Here is a 19,394-nt window from a genome sequence, read left to right as displayed (position 1 = left end):
CCAACGCAAAGTGTCGCGGGATGGAGCAGCCCGGTAGCTCGTCAGGCTCATAACCTGAAGGTCGCAGGTTCAAATCCTGCTCCCGCAACCAGCGTCAGAAAACCTCAGAACAGCCCGTTCAGACTACAATTGATCCCCAGGATCAATCGCTTAACGTCTTCACCTCGTCAGGCTCATAACCTGAATATATATATGGATAAAATGGTTAGATGGCGGAGACGAAGGGATTCGAACCCTCGAGACCCTTCCGGGCCTACTCCCTTAGCAGGGGAGCGCCTTCGACCACTCGGCCACGTCTCCGCCGACGGGTATATCCTTGCATGTCACGGAGTTACAAGGTCGATTCTGGTGCTAGAGTCATTTTTTATGACCTCAAGCCCGGTTCTGGAAACGAAGCAGGGCCCCGGCGGCAGTTATGCCGCCGCCGGGCATATGCGGGCTCTAACGGAACACGTCGACCAGATCTGAGACGCTGACGCCTTCCTTGATTTCTTTCAGGCGGGCAAAGATCATCGCGATTGCCACACCTGTCCAGCCATAGGCCAGCGCGTTCAGGACAGCCTCGGCTACGATCCACGTAAGGGTGGGTTCAAATCCGATGGCAGAGGTGTCGCCAAATCCAAACGCAAATACGAACCCCACTGCTGCAGACACCAGAAAGATGCACAGAATAAGCAGGACTAACGTGCCGACGATTGGCCAGCGATAGCCCTTTGTGAGCTGCGAGCTGCGATTGAGAGCTCCGAAACCGGATTTATCGATGACGATGGCCGGGACGATGACTGAGAATACCGCGTAGAGCCAAAGCCCGGGTACAAACACAAGCGCAAACCCGATCACAATCAGAATGCCGCTTACGATGGACAAAACCGCCAAGGCTGGCAGGTTGACCAAGGCGTTTTTGAAGTATTGGCCAATCTGGGCGGGCCGTCCGGATTTGGCGTCATAGGCCAGTTGGATGACCATGGCCGAGGTTAGTGAGATGGCGACGGATGAGATCAATAGGGCCACGACAAAGGTGGAACTGAAGGTCGCCCAGTCGAACTCAACCCCCGGAACGGCTTCGAAATCCGTATCCCAGGCATATGTATTCACAATGACGTCGATCAGAGCGGGGATGAAACCCAACAGGATCACGATGTGAATTTTCCGGAAGAAGATCGAAAATGTATCACTCAGAACCGCGCCCACTCCGAAGGGGGCGTGGAAGTCAGAAGTTGCAGTGTCAGCCATCTGTATATCCTAAACTAAACGATATGGTCTTGGCTCAGATAAAGCAGCGCACGGCCTTTCATCTGCAAGGGGAAACCGCGCGTTAAATCTCGCCCTTAGGCAAAACGGCAACAGCTTCTTATTGGAGGTCTCCGTTCTCGGCGGTGTGGTGCTTGTCCTTCCGTTTGTCTCCGAACAACTGACGTTGTTCGAGGAAGGCGCGCTGTGCCTTGTAGAAGGCTTCGAGGAAGGCCTGGTGGTCTGCGTTCGGAACCGGGTCGGCATACTCGATCTTGCGGCGCACTTGCGCAAAGACGGCGGCCAGCGTTTCTTTCTGTTGCTTGTAGGCGGCGGGGCCTTTGGCGCGATTGGCACCGCGCAGAACCCCTTCGAGGGTCTGCAATTCGAACGCACCATAATGTTCCAATTGATGCGACAGGAATTGATAAGAGGATTGCGTAGCTGTTAGTGGCCGGTTGTTTTCTGACATATCCGGCAGCAAAATGGGTTTCGGCAAATGGATCACGTATGTGCCTGCGATGATGTCCCCAAGCCGCTGCCGACGTTTATTGAACAAAGGGATCGCCAGAACGCTCAAGACCCAGGCCAACGAGATTAGGGATGGCACCAGAGCATCGGTTGTCAGCGTCAGCACCATCGTGCCGGGCAGGAAGATCTCGGCCTCTTTCATCAGGTTGCGCACGACCAGCGATTGCGTTGTCAGGGCCTGACCGTCTGCCGATACCACTTTGATCTTCATCAGCCGTTTACCAAGGGTTTGACCATTCCAGATCAGCTCGGAGGCGGCGTAGTAGGGGATGCGGATGACGAAGAAAAGCATCGCGCCAATTGCCGAAGCCGTGAACGGTTCGACCAGATCGAAGGAAACCGCTAGAAGGAACAGCGCAACCGCCACGGCCCCGGTGATCAGAATGTCGGTTAGCTGCGCGGCGGTTCGAACGCCGACACCGGCGACACGGAAGTAAAGCGGCACACCTTCAGGTGGCAGCAGGCGGTCCATTCCGGCAATGCTCATGACCGCCTCCTTCCGCCGAGAAGGAACCACAATAGCCAAAGCGCCCCGATGGTCCAGCCGATGGCAATGCGCGTGGAGCGATCCTGAACCAGTTGCCTGCCGAACCCTTCCAAAAGGGCCGCAACCACCAGCATCATCGCCGCGATCAGCGCCAGCTTGACCGCATCATGGCCCGCCGCGCGCAGGGCCGCTGCTCGGGTTTGAGGGCCGGGGAACAGGACAGCCAGACCCAGTTTCAGCCCCCCCGCGCCTGCGATGCAGATCGCCGACAGCTCGGTCACGCCGTGGATCGAGAGCCATCCGAACATGTCCCAGCCCAACCCGCGGTCGATATGCAGGGCGTAGAATACGCCAAGGATCAGTCCGTTATAGAACAGCAGCATGATCGTCGGCGCGCATAGGAACGCGCCGAGGCCAAAGACAAAAATCGCGATCCGGGTGTTGTGGGAGAACAGATAGGTCGCAAAGGCGCCAAGGCCCGTGGCGTCCTCTTCACCATAGATCGCTGACCGTAGGTAGTCGGTGCTGGCCTCAGGTCCGCGTCCTCCGGCGAGGTCGGATGGCATGAAGACGTAGAACCATTCGGTGTTGTCAAAATAGAAGAAATATCCGGCCAGCGCCCCGGCGGCCATGCAAAGAAACCCCAGCAGTGTGACGCGCCATGAGGATCGCATCGCCCGTGGCCCGCCGCTGGTCAGGAACCTGCGGATTGTGCCGCCCAACCGCTGCTGCGGGGCATAAACGCTCAGATAGGCACGGCTGGTCAGGGCTTCGAGATAGTCCAGCAAGCCGCGATCCAGCGAAATCTCGCGAGCGATGGACAGGGACGTGGTGGCCTGCCGATACAGATCGGCCAGATCGCGCGCCTCCTGAAAGCTCATGCGATGCAGGCCCTGACCCTCGGCCTTGTCGACCAGATCGGACAATCTGCGCCAGTCGCCTTCGCGTTCCTGCCGAAACCGGGCCGAGCGGATCAGGTCACGGTCAGACATCAGATCATCTCTCGCGCTTTGATTTCCAGATAGGTCGAGATCAGGCGGGCCGAGACCTCACCTGGCTCCGCATCAATCACAGTGACGCCCAGTTGGTGCAACCGTTCCAGCACAAGGCGGCGTTCACGCAGCAGTTGCCCGGTTGAAACCGTTTCTGCCACCCCATCCATATCTGATGGGGCTTCATTGACCTGTGCTTCCAAAATCGGGTCGCGCAGCGTGACAAAGACAATCAGATGCCGCTTTGCCAGAACGCTGACATTCTCGACCATCAATTCGGCAGTTGTGGTGTCCACGAAATCCGAGAACACGATGATCAGGCTGCGCTTTGGCGTGCGTCCGTTTAACTCGGTCATGGCCAGCGTATGATTGGTCTCGACGCTTTCATAGCTGAGTTCAGCTGTGCGGCTACGCAGCCGGTTGAAAGCGGCGCGCCCCGGTTCGGGGGGCAGGAACATGCGCGGTTTGGCATCATAGGCATAAAGCCCGACTTGATCGCCTCCGATGGCTGCGGCCCAGGCGGTGGCGAGTGCGGCGGTGATGGCGTGATCGATCTTTGGCAATCCCGCGACCTCTTCGCGCATCTGATAGCCGTTATCCAACGCGATGATCACATGATGGTTTCGCTCGGCCCGCACCTCTTTGGCCACAAGCGAGCGATACCGGGCCGAGCGTTTCCAATCAATCGAGCTGGCATCCATTCCGCGCACAAAATCGCGCAACTGGTGAAACTCGGTGCCTTCGCCAATGGCTCGGTTTTCCTTCACGCCAAACAGGCGCGACTGCACGGTTGTCGAAATCTCACCCGACATGACCCGGCGGATGTTTGGGACCACAGGGATCTTCAGACCAAAGGACAGTTTGGGGACGAACTCAAACAGCCTTAGCCGCGAAGACCATGACAACCACAGGTGAGACAGATCCCAGGTGCCCCTTTGTCCCGCGCGAAACGGGATTTGAACCGAGCCTTTCGACAGGTCAAAACCCGACGGGCCATCCAGCCCTGCAGGCCAGTCCATCTCGCCCAACATCCCCGGCGCGGTGGGGGAGACGGTCAAGTCGATCTGACCTGCCTCGCCCACAAAGACATCCGGCATCGGTTCAACCGTCACCGACCGCCGACGTGGCCAGGACAGCAGCAAATCGATAATTGCCAAACCGCACAGCACAACCCAGGGCAAGCCAGCGATGGGCCGGGTTGCATCCCCCAGAACAATCGCCAGCAGCGACAGGCACAGCGCCGCGCAGGCCGCGATCAGCAATATGCGGGATGGCCGGATCAGCGGGGGGCCTCGATCTGATTGAGGATGTTTTCCAGCACTTGCCGCGGGCCGCGCCCTTCGATCTCGGCCGAGGGGGACAGCACGATGCGGTGTTGAAGCGCATGGATGATCAGGGTTTTGACGTCATCGGGGATCGCAAAGTCACGTCCGTTCAGGGCCGCCGTTGCGCGGGTGGCCCCGGCAATGGCATCCGCAGCTCGGGTCGAGGCGCCAAAGGCGATGTCCGCGCTTTCGCGCGTGGCGCGAACCAGCCGCAGGATATAGGCCAGAATGTCATCATCCAGCACGATCCCGTCGATCAGTCGTCGCGCGGCCAACATGGTCGGCGCATCCAGCAGCGGCTGCACGGTTTGCGTGGCGCTCAGGAAATCCAGCGGCTCATTCGCATGCTGGCGCAGGATCGACAGTTCCACATCTTCGGGTGGGAAGGTCAGGTTCACCTTGAACAGGAACCGGTCCAGCTGCGCCTCGGGCAAGGGGTAGGTGCCTTGCTGTTCAATCGGGTTCTGGGTGGCGACGACGATGAATTCCGACCCCAGCATGTGGTCGGTGCCGTCAATCGTCACCATCCGCTCATTCATCGCTTGCAGCAGCGCGGCTTGGGTCTTGGGCGGGGCGCGGTTGATCTCATCCGCCAGCAGAATCTGGCTGAAGACCGGGCCTTTGGTCAGAACAAACTCGCTGGTTTGAAAGTTGTAGATCGAGGTGCCCAACACGTCGCCCGGCATCAGGTCGGGGGTAAATTGGATACGTCCGAATTGCAGGTTCAACGCCCCGGCAAAGCTGCGGGCCAGCAGGGTTTTTGCCGTGCCCGGAGGGCCTTCGAGCAGCACGTGCCCGCGCGCGAACAAGGCGGTCAGCAGCAGGTCAACAGCCTCTTGCTGGCCTTGCACAACTTTGCCGATCTCGGCGCGCAACGCCTCGGCCCGGGCGAACAGTTCTTCAAGCGTCATTGGCAAGGTGCTCCAGTATCAGTTCGAATTGGTCAATGTAGGAAATCGCGTCATCTGCACCCAGATGCGGGGGCAGGGCGCTTATGGTTTGGATCAGCGTGTCCAGCTGGGCGGCCAGATCAGGCTTTCTGGCGCGGACGTATTTCAGATACGCCTCTTCAGGTGTGCCGACTGTCATTTGCGTATTGCCAAACAGCGCGGCGGCACGGGCGCGCAACCGTGTGTCGACATAGTCCGATAGCATCGCGCCATCCTGATCCGTCAGGCGCATAAGCCGTGCGCGTGCCCGATTGGCTGTACGTTTGCCAGTGCCCAGCGTCGGGACAAAGCCCACCACGGGCCCGCTGCGCAAACCGCCACGCCAGATCGAAAGCGCCAGTAAAAGACCCGCCCCGATCCACAAAACCCGAAACGGAGGTTCGAACAGGCGTTTCAAATCATCCCATGTACGTTCACGGGCGACTACGTTTTCCGGTGCGGTCAGCCAGTTCTGGTCGCTGTAATCGATGATGATCCGCTGACCCCCTGCAATCTGAGGCAAGACCCGCGCCGCAATCCAGGCATTGTCACCCAGGGTCAGGCCGTGATTGTTCAACAGATCCGCGTCGGACAGGATGTAGACTTGTTGCTCGCCCTCAGACCCCGGCAGCGGGCATAGGCCCAGCAGCATCTCACCTGGTTGTCCGACGATGGGATCGCACCCGTTTCCGGCAAAGGTCTGGGCCGCATAAATTCGGGCTTTCAGCTGTGGGTCTGCGACCAGTTCATAGTCCAGAAACGGTCTGCGCGCGAAGTGCAGGACTCCGACCTCGGGCCCGACAAGCCCGTGCAGGATCGTTTCAAGATCGGTCCTTTGCGCGATCAGAAAGGGATGTCCAAACCCGGTCAGGCGCATGCCGCTGCGCCATTTCGGCAGAATGATCAGGCTGGGAACCGATTGCGCCTTGTCACGAATGACGTCGATGTCCTGATCGAACTCATCGGGTTGAAACAACAACTCTTCTTTGGTCTTCGCAGCGGTTCGATCCGTATCGAGGCGCGTGTCGTAAAGCGGCTGAACCAGAAGGCCCACGGTGCTGCGATCCAAAGGCCAGCCGCCCGTAAAGCTTTGTGTGGTATGCGATTGGCTGTTCAGCCAGCGATCCAGCCCGTCAAACCCGCTGGCCGACTCGCGCAATGCATATTGGCGGCCCGCCATGACATAGAGGAATATGCCGACGCATATCGCAATCACCACGCCGACGATGATCCAGTCCAAACGGATACGATCTGTCGGTGGGAACCCTGTTGTCTCGCTCATGCCCGCACCTCGCGCAGGACGGGCCGGATACGTGAGAGCAGTGCGTCAAAATCGCCCTTGCTGATCGAGTGATGACCGAAATTCACGCGCTCGCTTTCCAGAACCAGCGCGCGCAGATCAGGGATGTACCACAGGTTCTGCGGCATGCTGCTTAGGGCCTCGCGGTGGGTCCAGCTGCGTTTGAACAGCACCTCATTGGCGGCCAGACAGCGGCTCAGTGCCAGCTGGGCCAACCCGGTGACGGCCAGATCACGATCCTTAAGCCTGAGTAGCGCGTCCAGATCAGGCATTTCCTCGCCGTTTATCGCCGCCGCAGGGTCGCCATGCCGACCCTTGCGCCTGGCATTGTCCGAGGATCTGCGGAAAGAAACAGATGTTTTACTCGCACTGTTATAGATGAAAAGCGCCAGGAAAATCAGGGCAATCGCAGAGACCAGACCCACGATCCAGCGACTATCTGCAGACAGTTGAACCGGTTGGTTCTCAGCCTGAGGCGTGAAATCCGTGTCCAGTGGCGGCGCGGGTTTGGTGGGATCGAAATACAGCACATCTGTGTCGATCCCGCGGTATCTGACTGCTTTCAGATAGTCCTGCCCCGAGGCGCTAAGGTCCGGTCGGGATAGCGTCGCCTCCTGCGCGTGGGCAGGGGGTAAAGCGCACAGAAAACACGCAGAAAAACAGGCCAAAACAAATCTCATCGCGGTATCGATAGATCACTGGCGAATGGCAGGCAACAACCTAGACGCGTTTGTCAGGATCATCGTCCACAACCTGTTGCTATGGGCCACATCGAGGATGTGAAACCGGGCGATGATAGAGCCGCATAGTAGGTCTATTCAGGCTCTGCCGCATACAGGCCCAACTGATGCCTGCGCTGGTGAAACCGTTCGACACGTTCCACGATTTCATCGCTGGAAACCGAGATGACGAAGGACAACAGCGTTTCCAAAAGGGCGATGGTCGATACTGAGGAGGGAAAAAACTGCGGCGTATCCGCGGCCACGACAAACCCGTGTTGTGCGTTCAGGATCACGGGGCTGGCGGGGCTGTCCGAGATGCCAACAACTGTCATCCCCTGCCGCCGGGCCAGTTTGATCGCATCAATCACTTCGGTCCGGTAGGGGTGGCAGGTGATGGCGATCAGGACATCTTGTTCATCCGCCCAGGCCAGATCATCCACCGGGGTCGAACCTGACCGGGGGATGGCGTGAAACTGCTTCATCCCTGTCGAGGCCAGATAGGTAAAGTTGCGCGCGTTCGAGTTGTTCACACCAACGCCCAGCGTGAAAATCTGGCGACAGTTCCAGATATCTTCGGCGGCTGCGCGCAGTCGTTCGACATCGATGCCGGCAAATGTCTCTTCAATATTGCGGATGGCCGCGCCGATCATATCCGCATAAAGGCCCCCCATCTCTCCTGATTTGCCGATTTCCTGTAACCAGCGGGCGCGGTCGGGAAATGAAGCCGAACCTTTGCGGATCGCTTCACGGAAGGGCGCGCGGAAATCTTCGTAGCCTTCGAACCCGACCTGCCGCGCCATGCGGACAAAGGTGTTGGGTTTGACATTGGCCGCCTCGGCAATCTCGCGCACGGTGGATACGCCCACATCCGTGGGGTTTTCCAGCACATACCGTGCGGCCTTTTGGGCTTCGGGCGTTAGCACGTCCCATTCCTCGGACAGGCGATCCAGAACGATTGATGATACATTTGTGTCATTCATGATTGACGATGGTACAGTTGTGAAATTAGCCTGTCGAGCAGAATCGCAGGCCATGAAACGCGCATCGATCTGTGGCCCATCAGGAGACTAGAGCATGACCCTGCCCAATACAATGAAGGCCATGGTGACCATGGGGCACGGCGGCCTTGAGCAAATGGTGCTGCACAACAACTGGCCGCGTCCCGATCCTGCGCCGGGTGAGGTGTTGATCCGCGTCGCCGCCTGCGGGCTGAACAATACGGATGTGAACACGCGATCTGGCTGGTATTCGAAGACCGTGACTGACGCCACGACCGGCGGCGCGTTCGAGGAAGTGGGCGAGGATGATCCCACCTGGGGCGGTGCCCCCATCACTTTTCCTCGCATTCAAGGCGCTGATATCTGTGGCCATATCGTTGCGGTTGGCGATGGGGTCGATCCAATACGTGTCGGAGAGCGGGTGATCACCGACGGCTGGCTGCGCGATCCTAACGATCCTGAGAATATGGATAAGACGGGTTACTGTGGGTCCGAACGGGATGGCGGCTTTGCTGAATACGCGACGACATTGGCGGTGAATGCCGTGCCGATTACATCGGAGCTGACGGATGCGGAGCTTGCGACCTTCTCCTGTTCGTATTCGACTGCCGAAGGGATGCTGACCCGCGCCAATGTGACCGGCGCGGATACGGTTCTGGTACCGGGCGCATCGGGTGGTGTTGGCGGTGCTTTGGTGCAGTTGGCCAGGCGCAGGGGTGCCCGTGTGATCGCGATGGCTTCTGAGGCAAAGCACGAAGACGTGGCCAAGCTTGGCCCAGATAGAATCTTGCCCCGTGCGCCTGAAAATCTGCGCGCAGCGCTTGGGGCTGAGAAAATCACAGTTGTGGCAGATGTGGTGGGTGGTCCTTATTGGCCGCACCTGATTGACGTATTGGAACGCGGCGGTCGGTATACATGTTCGGGTGCCATTGCCGGGCCTATGGTCGAGTTCGACCTGCGCACGTTCTATCTGCGCGATCTGACCTTCACCGGTTCCACCGTGATTGACCCTCAGGTCATGCAGAACCTCGTCAAATACATCGAAGCGGGTGAGATTAAACCGGCCCTTGCCGCAACCTACCCGCTTGAAGAATTGCGAGAGGCCCAGGCCGCGTTCATCGCAAAACAACATACCGGCAACATCGTGGTGATCCCATGACGCTGTATGATGTCCTAGAAGCTGCTCGGCAGGTGCATCAGGCACATCCTGAGCTGTCCGCGTTTGGCGCGTGGCCTTCGGACCTGTCAGTTATGCACGCCCACCCCAGTCACATCGCAGCGGCAGACCAAGTGCGGGAATTTGAGGTCAAGGGCAGCGAATTGACCCAAAGGTTGGTGGCCGCGGTGCAAGGGACGACGCATCTGGCCCATTGGAAACAGACCTATACCGAAGACGAGGTCGGTGCGGATTTTCTGGCCCGCTATGGATATTATGAACTGTTTGGCCCAACCGGCCATTTCTACTCGACCCAGCTGCGCGGCTACATCGCCTATTGGGGGCCGGGGCTGAACTATGACTGGCACAGCCATCAGGCTGAGGAGCTTTATTTGACCTTGGCGGGCGGCGCTGTGTTCAAGAGCGCCGAGGATGCGGCATTCGTTGGGCCAGATCAAACCCGAATGCACTCCAGTTGGGAAAGCCATGCCATGGTTACAACCGATCAACCCATCCTGACATTTGTTCTGTGGCGCGGCGCGGGTATGGGCGATCTGCCAAGAATGGACGCGGCATGAAGATCACACGCATCCGCATCTATCAGACCGGATTGCCCTATGTTGGGGGCGCTTATGTTTGGGGTGCGGGAAACGCGATTGAAACCGCCATTGCATCGGTCGTGGTGATCGACACGGATGCTGGCCTGCAGGGCTGTGGTGAGTTTACGCCCTGTGGCGAGAATTACATGGTTGCCCATTCCGAAGGGGTCGCGGCGCTGGCGCGGTTGGTTGCATCCTCACTGTTGGGTCAAGACCCGCGACAAGTGAGTCAGATCGAACAGATCATGGATCATCTTGTACAAGGCCACGGCTACGCCAAGGCCCCGTTCGATGCCGCGTGCTGGGATATTCTGGGGCAGGCCTGCGATCAACCCGTCTGGATGCTGTTGGGGGGCAAGCTGACCGACGGTGCGCCGATGTATCGGGTTGCACCACAGAAAGACACTGACGAAACAATTGCCGAGATGAACCGGTATCGCGATCAGGGCTACCGCCAGTTCCAGATCAAGGTGGGTGGTGACTGGGCCAGTGACATTGACCGCATTCGCAGCACAGTGCCCTTTCTGGAACCCGGCGAAAAGGCGATGGCAGATGCAAATCAGGGCTGGAGGGTTGACAATGCGATCCGGGTGGCCCGTGCCACGCGCGATCTGGATTTCATCCTCGAACAGCCCTGCCGGACGTATGAGGAATGCCAGCAAGTCAGACGTGTTGCTGAGCAGCCGATGAAGCTGGACGAATGCCTGACCAGCATGCACGTGGCGCAGCGGATTGTTGCAGATCGCGGGGCCGAGATTTGCTGTCTGAAGATCTCGAACCTCGGCGGTCTCAGCAAAGCGCGGCGGGTGAGGGACTATCTGGTCGAAAACCGGATACCCGTGGTCAGCGAGGATACATGGGGCGGTGAGATCACATCTTCTGTTGTCGCCCATTTCGCGGCCTCGACCCCGTCGGAGTATCTGCAGAACACAACCGATTTGATGAACTACAACACCCGATCCACCGGCATCGGCGGCCCGATTGCCCGTGATGGCAAGCTATACGCGACTGACACACCCGGCCTGGGTGTCAAACCAGACTTTGAAAGCCTCGGCGCACCAGTGGCGGAGTATGCCTTATGAAGCCTCAAGCCATCGCTACCCAGATGATCGACGACGCGCGCGTGCGCGTCACACGTTTTGACTTTGCCCCCGGTGCAGAAACCGGGTGGCACCGGCACCAGATGGATTACGTCATCGCGGCCATCACTGATTGTCACATGCGTCTTGAGCTGCCGGATGGTTCCGTCAACGAGGTCACTGTGCCGGCCGGAACAGCCTATCGCCGCGACGAAGGCGTCGAGCATAACGTGATTAACGCGGGCGACGAACCGATGTCTTTTGTCGAGGTGGAACTGAAATGAAGATCACACGCCTTTCGGTCTATCACGTCGATCTACCGCTTGAGCACCCTTATTGGCTGTCTGGTGGGCGGCTGAAATTCGAAGTTTTGGACGCGACGCTGGTGAAAGTAGAAACCGATACGGGTCTGATCGGTTGGGGTGAGGGCACGCCATGGGGTCACACCTATGTGCCCGCACATGGGCCGGGTATTCGGGCTGGGATCGAGACCATGGCACCGTTCATTCTGGGCCTCGATCCGCGAAGGGTGCTGGATGTGGAACGGGCGATGGATCTGGCCTTGCCCGGCCATCTTTATGCCAAAAGCCCGATTGATATGGCCTGCTGGGATATTGCCGGACAGGCGGCGGGGCTGCCGATTGCCGATCTGATGGGCGGCGGATCCCGTACACCGCGCCCGATTGCCTCGTCCGTTGGGGCGAAGACAGTCGAAGAAACCCGCGAGGTGATCGAACGCTACCGCAGCCGGGGCTATGTGGCCCATTCGGTGAAGATCGGTGGCGATGTGGAACGTGACATCGCCCGTGTCCGCGACGTTGAAAGCATCCGGCGACCGGGTGAGATAGTCCTGTATGACGTCAATCGGGGCTGGATGCGGCAACAGGCCCTACAGGTGATGAGCGCCTGTGAAGACCTGAACGTGATGTTCGAACAGCCCGGCGAGTCACTCGACGATATCGCCGCCCTCTCTGGCCGTCATGCCTCACCCGTGTCGGTGGATGAAAGTCTGGTGACGTTGCAAGATGCCGCCCGCATCGCCCGCGAAGGGATCGCCGAGGTCTTTGGGATCAAGTTGAACCGGGTCGGTGGTCTGACCAAGGCCGCGCGGCTACGTGATATCGCACTGGCCCATGGGATCGACATGTTCGTGATGGCGACCGGCGGAACGGTTCTGGCCGATACCGAGGCCCTGCATCTGGCTGCGACCATCCCGGATCACAACTGTCACGCCGTCTGGGCCTGTCAGGATATGATCACCGTCGACGTTGCCGGTGGTCGCGGCCCCCGCAATATCAACGGTCACTTGCATTTGCCCGAGGCTCCGGGCCTTGGCGTGCACCCCGATGAAGACGCGCTGGGCGACCCGGTCGCGATTTATGAATAGTCACTGAGTTTATTACGATGGAGATCGCGTGACATGCTGAAGATCAACACTCAAGCCGAATGGATCGACCGCGCGAATGCTGCTTTGCCAGCGGGCGGGTTTGGCAATTTCGATCCGGGGATCATTATCTCTCGTGGTGAGGGCAGCCGTGTCTGGGATGAGGATGGCAACGAATACATCGACTATCTGATCGGATCAGGGCCGATGTTGCTGGGCCACGGTCATCCCGAGGTGATGGAGGCCGTGCTGGAGCAACTGCCCAAGGGTATGACCTTTTTCGCCAACAACGCCAAGGGCATCGAACTGGCCGAAGCGATCATTGAGGCGGTGCCCTGTTGCGAACAGGTCCGTTTTGTTGCTTCGGGGGGTGAGGCGGATATGTATGCCATCCGTCTGGCGCGGGCCTATACCGGGCGCGATAAAATCCTGAAATTCGAAGGTGGCTATCACGGGATGAGCGCCGAGGCACAGATGAGCCTGGCCCCTAGCCGACAGGTCAATTTCCCACAGGCTGTACCGGACAGCGCCGGCATCCCACAGGGGGTCGCGGATCAGATGCTGATCGCACCGTTTAATGATCTGGACGCGGTTGAGGCCCTGCTGAACGAACATGGCGATATCGCCGCGATAATGGTCGAACCTCTGCAGCGGATCATCCCGCCCATGCCCGGCTATCTGCAGGGCCTACGCGATCTGTGTGACAAGCATGATGTCTTGCTGATCTTTGATGAAATCGTCACTGGTTTCCGCCTGGCCTATGGAGGCGCGCAGGAGCGCTATGGCGTGACACCCGACATCTGTACGATGGGCAAGATCACTGGTGGTGGCTTCCCGCTGGCCGCTTTGGGCGCAAGTGCCGATATCATGAAGCATTTCGACAAATCGCAAGTGGGCGAGGGTGGATGGCTGATGCAGCTTGGCACCTTGTCAGGCAACCCCGTTGCCTCGGTCGCCGGGCTGAAAACGATGGAGATTCTGCGCCGCGACGGCACTTATGATCGCCTGCGCGACATTGGTGCGCGCTTGCAAAATATGCTGACCGATACATTGAATGAGGCCGGGATCGCGCACCAGATTTGCGGTGACGTGACCCTGTTTGACGTCTACTTCACCAGTAGCGACTGTCGGGACTATCGCAGCGCCAAGCATGACGATCCGAAGCACAACGTCCTGTTCAATGACGTGTTGCGCGCGCATGGTATCTTCAAATCGCCAGGTAAGCTCTATCCGTCCTTGGCGATCACCGAGGCGGATCTGGAACAGACACAATATGCCATTCAGCAAGCTGTCAGCGCCATAAGCTGAAGATACGTCATGATCCAAAAAAGTCGGGCCGCTGTTGACCCCCAACAGCGACCCTGGACCTTTTGAATGTCGGGGTCAGCCTCGCCCCCTCGAACACTGATTAAAACACTAACAACTTGAAACTTTTCGATACTTTCGAGACTGTCCCGATTTTCCAACCGGTATGAACACACTATCAGCTGAATTCCGGCCCTGCGCTGTGAAAAAGTTCACATTGGTTAAAATTTTTCGATTTTTTTCCAATCAAAGAATCCGGGGCCTGCATTTTTGAGCAGGATATCAGCTACGGCACGGCCCATTTCAGCGCCGTCTTCGATGGCTCCGGTGGTGTCTTCACCAATCGCTTCGGACCCGTCGGGGCGCAGAACCTCGCCGCGCAGCCTTAGCTGACCATTGTTGATCTCGGCCAGACCAGCGATTGGGGTTTCGCATGAACCATCCAGCGCCGCCAGCAAGGATCGCTCGGCTGTCAGTCGGTTGCTGGTCTCCACATGGTGAATTGCTTCAAGCAGTTCGGCGGCGCGGCTGTCATCTTCGCGACGCTCTATTCCGATAGCGCCTTGTGCAATGGCGGGCAGCATCTCGTCGGGCGAGATCGGGCTGGCTGGAACATCCGCCATGTCCAGGCGCCGGATGCCCGCCATGGCCAGAAACGTGCATTCGGCCACGCCATCTGCCAGTTTCTTTAGGCGCGTCTGAACATTACCCCGGAATTCGACAACACTCAGATCAGGCCGGCGATTGAGCAATTGCGCCTTGCGCCGCAGCGACGAGGTGCCAACCACTGCATCCTGAGGCAGGTCGTGGATGGCCTGAAACTGCGGAGAGATGAAGGCATCCCGAACGTCTTCACGCGGCAGGAACGCGTCCAGCACCAGACCTTCGGGCTGTGCAACCGGCATGTCTTTGGTCGAATGCACGGCGATGTCGATAGCGCCGCGCAGCATCGCCTCTTCGATCTCTTTGGTGAACAGGCCCTTGTTGCCGATTTCTTTCAGCGGTCGGTCCGCGTCGATCATGGCGCGGTTGTCGCCGGTGGTTTTGATCACCACGATGTCAAACGCGTTCTCGGGCAAATCGAACGCATCACGTAACCGTTGGCGCGTTTCAAAGGCCTGCGCCAGAGCAAGCGGCGAGCCTCGGGTGCCGATCTTCAGCGGCGATGCGGGGGTGGGCAGGGTCAGTGTCATGGGCACAGCTTTAGTCGCGTCACATTGCCCTGACAATGGGGGCTGCGCTTGACAAATTGCCGCCAAAGGATGACCCCGTGGACCAATTAGAACACTTGGGGGCAAAGATGGCCGAGACGAAAAAGTTGTTGCGGACCCTGGCGGGTGAAGTCCAAGACGTGCCGCCGATCTGGATGATGCGTCAGGCTGGCCGGTATCTGCCCGAATATCGTGCAACGCGGGCACAGGCCGGAGATTTCCTGTCGCTTTGCTATAATCCGGAGCTGGCTGCCGAGGTCACGTTGCAGCCGATCCGTCGATACGGGTTCGATGCGGCGATTCTGTTTGCTGATATTCTATTGGTGCCGCAGGCATTGGGGGCTGATCTGTGGTTTGTGACCGGTGAGGGCCCGCGTTTGTCGACGGTCACGCGGCAATCGGACTTTGATGTTTTGAAGCCGGTTGAGGATATTCATGAAACACTGTCTCCGATCTATGAAACCGTGCGGATTCTGTCGCGCGAGTTGCCATCCGAGACTACATTGATCGGCTTTGCCGGCGCGCCCTGGACGGTGGCGACCTATATGATCGCCGGGCGCGGCACGCCGGATCAGGGTCCTGCGCATGCGCTGCGCGAGGGGAACACTGCGCTGTTTGAAGCTTTGCTGGACCGGATCACGCTGGCAACGATCGAATACCTCTCGGCTCAGATCGTGGCGGGCGCGGAAGTGGTCAAAATTTTTGACAGCTGGGCTGGTTCTTTGAAGGGTGAAGCGTTCCGGAAGTACGCGGTCGAGCCTTGCCGAGTGATCACCCAAGCCATCAAGGCGCGCCATCCCGATATCCCGGTCATTGGTTTTCCGCGAGAAGCCGGCGATGGTTATATTGGCTTTGCCAAAGAAACCGGCGTGGATTGCGTAGCTTTGGACAATTCGGTCGCGCCCGATTGGGCGGCTGCCCATGTGCAGGTAGACGGCTGTGTTCAGGGCAATCTTGCGTCCTCGCACATGGTCACAGGCGGTCAAACGCTGGTTGATGAAACCCGGCGCATTGTCGAGGCGTTCTCAAAAGGCCCCCACATCTTCAATCTGGGCCACGGGATCACGCCGGATGCGGACCCGGAGAATGTGCAGTTGATGATCGACACTGTGCGGGGGCGGTAAGGGGGAAAGGGGGCCAGCCCCCTTCTTGGTCTGCGGCCAATTCATCCCCCGGGATATATTTAGCCAGATGAAGGGTTGGATCGGCGCAAGCTGTCGAGTTCGGCTTTGATCTCGGCGCTGTGTTGGCCTCGGGTTGGGCTGGGCTGCGGGGTCCAGCAGCGGTTCGAGAAGCGGGGCGCGGCTGCTGCCTGAAGGGTGCCGTCGACGCTCTGCCATGTTTGACGCATATCGTTCGTGGGATGGGTGAGGGCTTCGTCCGGGCTGAGAACCGGAGCGACACAGGCGTCTGAGCCTTGGAACAAGGTTGCCCAGTGGTCCCGCGGATGTTTGCAGAATAGCTGCGCCAAGCGACGGGTCTGCTCGGGCCAGAGCGTCGGCTTGTATTGAGGTTCAAAGGTGTCGTCTTTAGACAGCCCCATGATCTTCAGGAATTCGGCGTAGAATTTGGGTTCTAGACATTGAACGGTGATGTAACGTTCGTCCGAACAGGTGTACGTGCGGCTCCAATGCGGGCCGTCCAGCAGGCTTTGACCGCGTGCCTCTTGCAGGTTGCCAGTTTGGCGCATGGTCATCAGCAGGTTCATCATATGGGCCGAGCCGTCATAGATGGCGGCGTCGACCACCGTGCCTTCTCCAGTGCTTTGGGCGTTGATGAGGCCTGCGAGCAACCCTGCGACCAGATACATCGCACCGCCGCCGATATCGCCCACCAGTGTGGCTGGGGTTTGTGGAACCGCATCCGATGCTGATGCGTACCAAAGCGCACCGGAAAGAGAGATGTAGTTCAGATCATGGCCTGCAGTCTGGGCCAAGGGGCTGTTCTGCCCCCAACCAGTCATGCGCCCATAGACCAGTTTTGGATTGCTTCGCAGGCATTCATCTGGCCCGAGGCCCAGCTTTTCCATCACGCCGGGGCGAAACCCTTCGATTAGCGCATCGGCGGTGTCGATCAACTGCTTTGCGGTTTCCAGATCGTCAGCGTCTTTCAGATCCAGCGCAATCGATCGTTTGCCCCGGTCCAGGATTGCGCGATCCGGCATTCCAGGCGGTGGCGTGCCTGTTTTGCGATGGATCGTGACCACATCCGCGCCCAGATCGGCCAACAGCATGGCGGCAAAGGGCGCGGGGCCAAGCCCTTCAACCTCGATGATGCGTAATCCGTTCAGCATATGACGCCTCCTGTTTTGGCCAAAGTTTCCGGCGGATTGGTAAGATTGCAAGGGTGGCGATTGATCTTTCCACAAAAATGCGGAGAACACTGTGCGGAACTGACCTGTCGCATGCTGGCAAGTCGCGATATGGTTCCGACCAGAAACGAGGGCCAGCCATGACTGCTATTTTGTCCATCAAGGATTTGCGCAAATCCTATGCCGACGGGTTTGAGGCGCTGAAAGGCGTTTCGCTGGACATTGAAGAAGGTGAGATTCTGGCGCTGCTCGGGCCGAACGGGGCGGGCAAGACCACCCTGATCTCGACCGTCTGTGGGATCACCACGCCCAGTTCCGGATCAGTCACCGTTGGCGGCCATGACATTCAGGCCGAGTTTCGCGCCGCCCGCAGGATGATCGGTCTGGTGCCGCAGGAAATCGCGTTGGAGCCGTTTGAGAAAGTGTACAACACCGTGCGGTTTTCGCGCGGTCTGTTCGGGTATGGGCGCGACGATAGCCGGATCGAGGAAATATTGCGGAAGCTATCGCTGTGGGACAAGCGCAGCAATGCGATCAAAGAGTTATCGGGGGGCATGAAGCGGCGGGTTCTGATTGCCAAAGCACTGGCGCATGAGCCCCGTATTCTGTTTCTGGATGAGCCCACGGCCGGGGTCGACGTCGAACTGCGTAAGGACATGTGGGAGATTGTGGCCGAGTTGAAACAGGCCGGTGTCACCATCATTCTGACGACGCACTACATCGAGGAGGCCGAGGCGATTGCGGATCGGGTCGGGGTAATCGACAAGGGTGAGCTGCTGCTGGTGCAGGACAAGGACACGCTGATGGCGCAGATGGGCAAAAAGCAGATCGAAGTGATGCTGGCGGCTCCGATATCAGAGATACCGGATAGTCTGGCTGCTCATAACTTGGCCTTGAATGGCAATGGCGACGCGCTGGTTTATACATATGACACCAATGCCGATCGAACCGGGATCACCACGCTTTTGAATGATGTGGCGCAGGCCGGATTGGTCTTGCGGGACGTTCAGACCCGGCAATCCAGTCTGGAAGAGATATTTGTTAATCTGGTATCGGGAGAGCCCGCATGAACTGGTCTGCTGTCGCTGCGATCTACCGATTTGAAATGACCCGTTTCTTCAGGACTTTGGCGCAAAGCTTTCTGTCACCGGTTCTGTCGACCTCGCTGTACTTTGTGGTCTTTGGCACCGCCATCGGCAGCCGCATTCAAGAGGTCGAGGGCGTGTCTTATGGTGCCTTCATCGTGCCCGGGTTGATCATGTTGTCGATTGTGACGCTGTCGATTTCAAACGCGTCTTTCGGCATCTATTTCCCTAAGTTTCTAGGCACAATTTACGAGCTGCTCTCGGCCCCGGTGAACTTTATTGAGATTGTTATCGGTTATGTTGGTGCGGCCGCGACCAAGGCTCTGTTCGTTGGTCTGGTGATCCTGATGACGGCCACATTCTTTGTAGATATCCGAATAGAACACCCGTTTGCGATGGCGGCGTTCTTAATCCTGTCTTGCCTCAGCTTTTCGTTGCTTGGTTTCATCATTGGTATCTGGGCCAGCAACTTTGAACAGATGTCGCTGGTGCCGCAGCTTGTGGTGACGCCGCTGATCTTTCTGGGTGGCACTTTCTACTCCATTTCGATGCTGCCCCCCTTGTGGCAGACTATCACCTTATTCAATCCGGTCGTGTACCTGATATCGGGTTTCCGCTGGTCGTTTTACGGGCTGGCGGACGTACCAGTTGTGTTCAGCTTGCTGGCCATCGTGGCGTTCACGCTGATCTGCCTTGCGGTGATCGGTTGGATATTCAAAACCGGATGGCGTATCCGCAGCTAGGCGTTGC

The 19,394-nt window shown here is 58.4% G+C and carries 19 protein-coding genes and 2 tRNA genes; 10 read left to right on the top strand and 11 right to left on the bottom strand.

Annotation, left to right across the window (positions count from 1 at the left end; genetic code table 11):
- The first annotated feature begins 14 nt into the window (after positions 1-14).
- Positions 15-91 (top strand) — tRNA-Met (locus tag ACR0DH_RS10525).
- 119 nt (positions 92-210) lie between these two features.
- Here the strand turns inward: ACR0DH_RS10525 and ACR0DH_RS10520 are convergent.
- From ACR0DH_RS10520 to ACR0DH_RS10480, 9 genes are all read right to left on the bottom strand, one after another.
- Positions 211-300, bottom strand: a tRNA-Ser gene (locus ACR0DH_RS10520).
- Between the two features lie 141 nt (positions 301-441).
- Positions 442-1,233 (bottom strand): hypothetical protein, encoded by a 792-nt coding sequence (locus ACR0DH_RS10515; protein ID WP_480548379.1) that lies wholly within the window; start codon positions 1,231-1,233, stop codon positions 442-444.
- 118 nt (positions 1,234-1,351) lie between these two features.
- Positions 1,352-2,248 carry an RDD family protein gene (locus tag ACR0DH_RS10510; protein WP_480548381.1) on the bottom strand — a complete coding sequence of 299 codons (897 nt, stop codon included), beginning with the start codon at positions 2,246-2,248 and terminating at the stop codon, positions 1,352-1,354.
- Entirely contained in the window at positions 2,245-3,240 is a 996-nt protein-coding gene (locus tag ACR0DH_RS10505; RefSeq protein ID WP_480548383.1) for a stage II sporulation protein M, read from the bottom strand. Before ACR0DH_RS10505 ends, ACR0DH_RS10510 begins: the two co-directional genes overlap by 4 nt.
- Positions 3,240-4,502: a DUF58 domain-containing protein gene (locus tag ACR0DH_RS10500; RefSeq protein ID WP_480548385.1), complete on the bottom strand. Its 1,263-nt coding sequence runs from the start codon at positions 4,500-4,502 to the stop codon at positions 3,240-3,242. The genes ACR0DH_RS10505 and ACR0DH_RS10500 overlap by 1 nt, the downstream gene beginning before the upstream one ends.
- A 17-nt stretch (positions 4,503-4,519) precedes the next feature.
- Positions 4,520-5,476 carry an AAA family ATPase gene (locus ACR0DH_RS10495; protein ID WP_480548387.1) on the bottom strand — a complete coding sequence of 319 codons (957 nt, stop codon included), beginning with the start codon at positions 5,474-5,476 and terminating at the stop codon, positions 4,520-4,522.
- Positions 5,466-6,776 (bottom strand): hypothetical protein, encoded by a 1,311-nt coding sequence (locus tag ACR0DH_RS10490; protein WP_480548388.1) that lies wholly within the window; start codon positions 6,774-6,776, stop codon positions 5,466-5,468. The genes ACR0DH_RS10495 and ACR0DH_RS10490 overlap by 11 nt, the downstream gene beginning before the upstream one ends.
- The gene (locus tag ACR0DH_RS10485) at positions 6,773-7,474 is read right to left on the bottom strand and encodes a hypothetical protein (protein ID WP_480548390.1); all 702 of its coding nucleotides are present in this window, start codon (positions 7,472-7,474) and stop codon (positions 6,773-6,775) included. Before ACR0DH_RS10485 ends, ACR0DH_RS10490 begins: the two co-directional genes overlap by 4 nt.
- Before the next feature lie 134 nt (positions 7,475-7,608).
- Positions 7,609-8,496, bottom strand: a complete 888-nt coding sequence (locus ACR0DH_RS10480; protein ID WP_480548392.1) for a MurR/RpiR family transcriptional regulator — start codon at positions 8,494-8,496, stop codon at positions 7,609-7,611.
- Positions 8,497-8,590: 94 nt separating this feature from the next.
- Here ACR0DH_RS10480 and ACR0DH_RS10475 point away from each other — a divergent pair, with 94 nt between their 5' ends.
- Genes ACR0DH_RS10475 through ACR0DH_RS10450 form a run of 6 tightly spaced genes read left to right on the top strand, consistent with a single transcriptional unit; the run spans position 8,591 to position 14,040 of the window.
- A complete protein-coding gene (locus ACR0DH_RS10475; RefSeq protein WP_480548394.1) occupies positions 8,591-9,673 on the top strand; it encodes an alcohol dehydrogenase family protein in 1,083 nt (360 codons plus the stop codon).
- A complete protein-coding gene (locus tag ACR0DH_RS10470; RefSeq protein WP_480548395.1) occupies positions 9,670-10,248 on the top strand; it encodes a dimethylsulfonioproprionate lyase family protein in 579 nt (192 codons plus the stop codon). The genes ACR0DH_RS10475 and ACR0DH_RS10470 overlap by 4 nt, the downstream gene beginning before the upstream one ends.
- Positions 10,245-11,351 carry a mandelate racemase/muconate lactonizing enzyme family protein gene (locus tag ACR0DH_RS10465; protein WP_480548397.1) on the top strand — a complete coding sequence of 369 codons (1,107 nt, stop codon included), beginning with the start codon at positions 10,245-10,247 and terminating at the stop codon, positions 11,349-11,351. Before ACR0DH_RS10470 ends, ACR0DH_RS10465 begins: the two co-directional genes overlap by 4 nt.
- Positions 11,348-11,632, top strand: a complete 285-nt coding sequence (locus ACR0DH_RS10460; protein WP_480548399.1) for a cupin domain-containing protein — start codon at positions 11,348-11,350, stop codon at positions 11,630-11,632. Before ACR0DH_RS10465 ends, ACR0DH_RS10460 begins: the two co-directional genes overlap by 4 nt.
- Positions 11,629-12,735, top strand: coding sequence for a mandelate racemase/muconate lactonizing enzyme family protein (locus ACR0DH_RS10455; RefSeq protein WP_480548401.1), 1,107 nt, complete (start codon positions 11,629-11,631; stop codon positions 12,733-12,735). The genes ACR0DH_RS10460 and ACR0DH_RS10455 overlap by 4 nt, the downstream gene beginning before the upstream one ends.
- A gap of 33 nt (positions 12,736-12,768) precedes the next feature.
- Positions 12,769-14,040 carry an aspartate aminotransferase family protein gene (locus ACR0DH_RS10450; protein ID WP_480548403.1) on the top strand — a complete coding sequence of 424 codons (1,272 nt, stop codon included), beginning with the start codon at positions 12,769-12,771 and terminating at the stop codon, positions 14,038-14,040.
- A gap of 218 nt (positions 14,041-14,258) precedes the next feature.
- On the opposite strand, the gene hemC is transcribed toward ACR0DH_RS10450, so the two are convergent.
- Positions 14,259-15,230: a hydroxymethylbilane synthase gene (gene hemC, locus ACR0DH_RS10445; protein WP_480548405.1), complete on the bottom strand. Its 972-nt coding sequence runs from the start codon at positions 15,228-15,230 to the stop codon at positions 14,259-14,261.
- Positions 15,231-15,337: 107 nt separating this feature from the next.
- Here hemC and hemE point away from each other — a divergent pair, with 107 nt between their 5' ends.
- Positions 15,338-16,372, top strand: coding sequence for a uroporphyrinogen decarboxylase (gene hemE / locus ACR0DH_RS10440; RefSeq protein WP_480548407.1), 1,035 nt, complete (start codon positions 15,338-15,340; stop codon positions 16,370-16,372).
- A 59-nt stretch (positions 16,373-16,431) separates the two neighbouring features.
- Here hemE and ACR0DH_RS10435 read toward each other — a convergent pair whose 3' ends face one another.
- The gene (locus ACR0DH_RS10435) at positions 16,432-17,541 is read right to left on the bottom strand and encodes a CaiB/BaiF CoA transferase family protein (protein ID WP_480548409.1); all 1,110 of its coding nucleotides are present in this window, start codon (positions 17,539-17,541) and stop codon (positions 16,432-16,434) included.
- 158 nt (positions 17,542-17,699) lie between these two features.
- Here ACR0DH_RS10435 and ACR0DH_RS10430 point away from each other — a divergent pair, with 158 nt between their 5' ends.
- The gene (locus ACR0DH_RS10430) at positions 17,700-18,629 is read left to right on the top strand and encodes an ABC transporter ATP-binding protein (RefSeq protein ID WP_480544447.1); all 930 of its coding nucleotides are present in this window, start codon (positions 17,700-17,702) and stop codon (positions 18,627-18,629) included.
- A complete protein-coding gene (locus ACR0DH_RS10425) occupies positions 18,626-19,387 on the top strand; it encodes an ABC transporter permease (protein ID WP_480548411.1) in 762 nt (253 codons plus the stop codon). The genes ACR0DH_RS10430 and ACR0DH_RS10425 overlap by 4 nt, the downstream gene beginning before the upstream one ends.
- The last annotated feature ends 7 nt before the right edge of the window (positions 19,388-19,394 follow it).

The sequence above is a fragment of the Ruegeria sp. I1 genome, from assembly GCF_056532675.1.
This window is presented reverse-complemented; position numbering and strand designations above follow the sequence as displayed.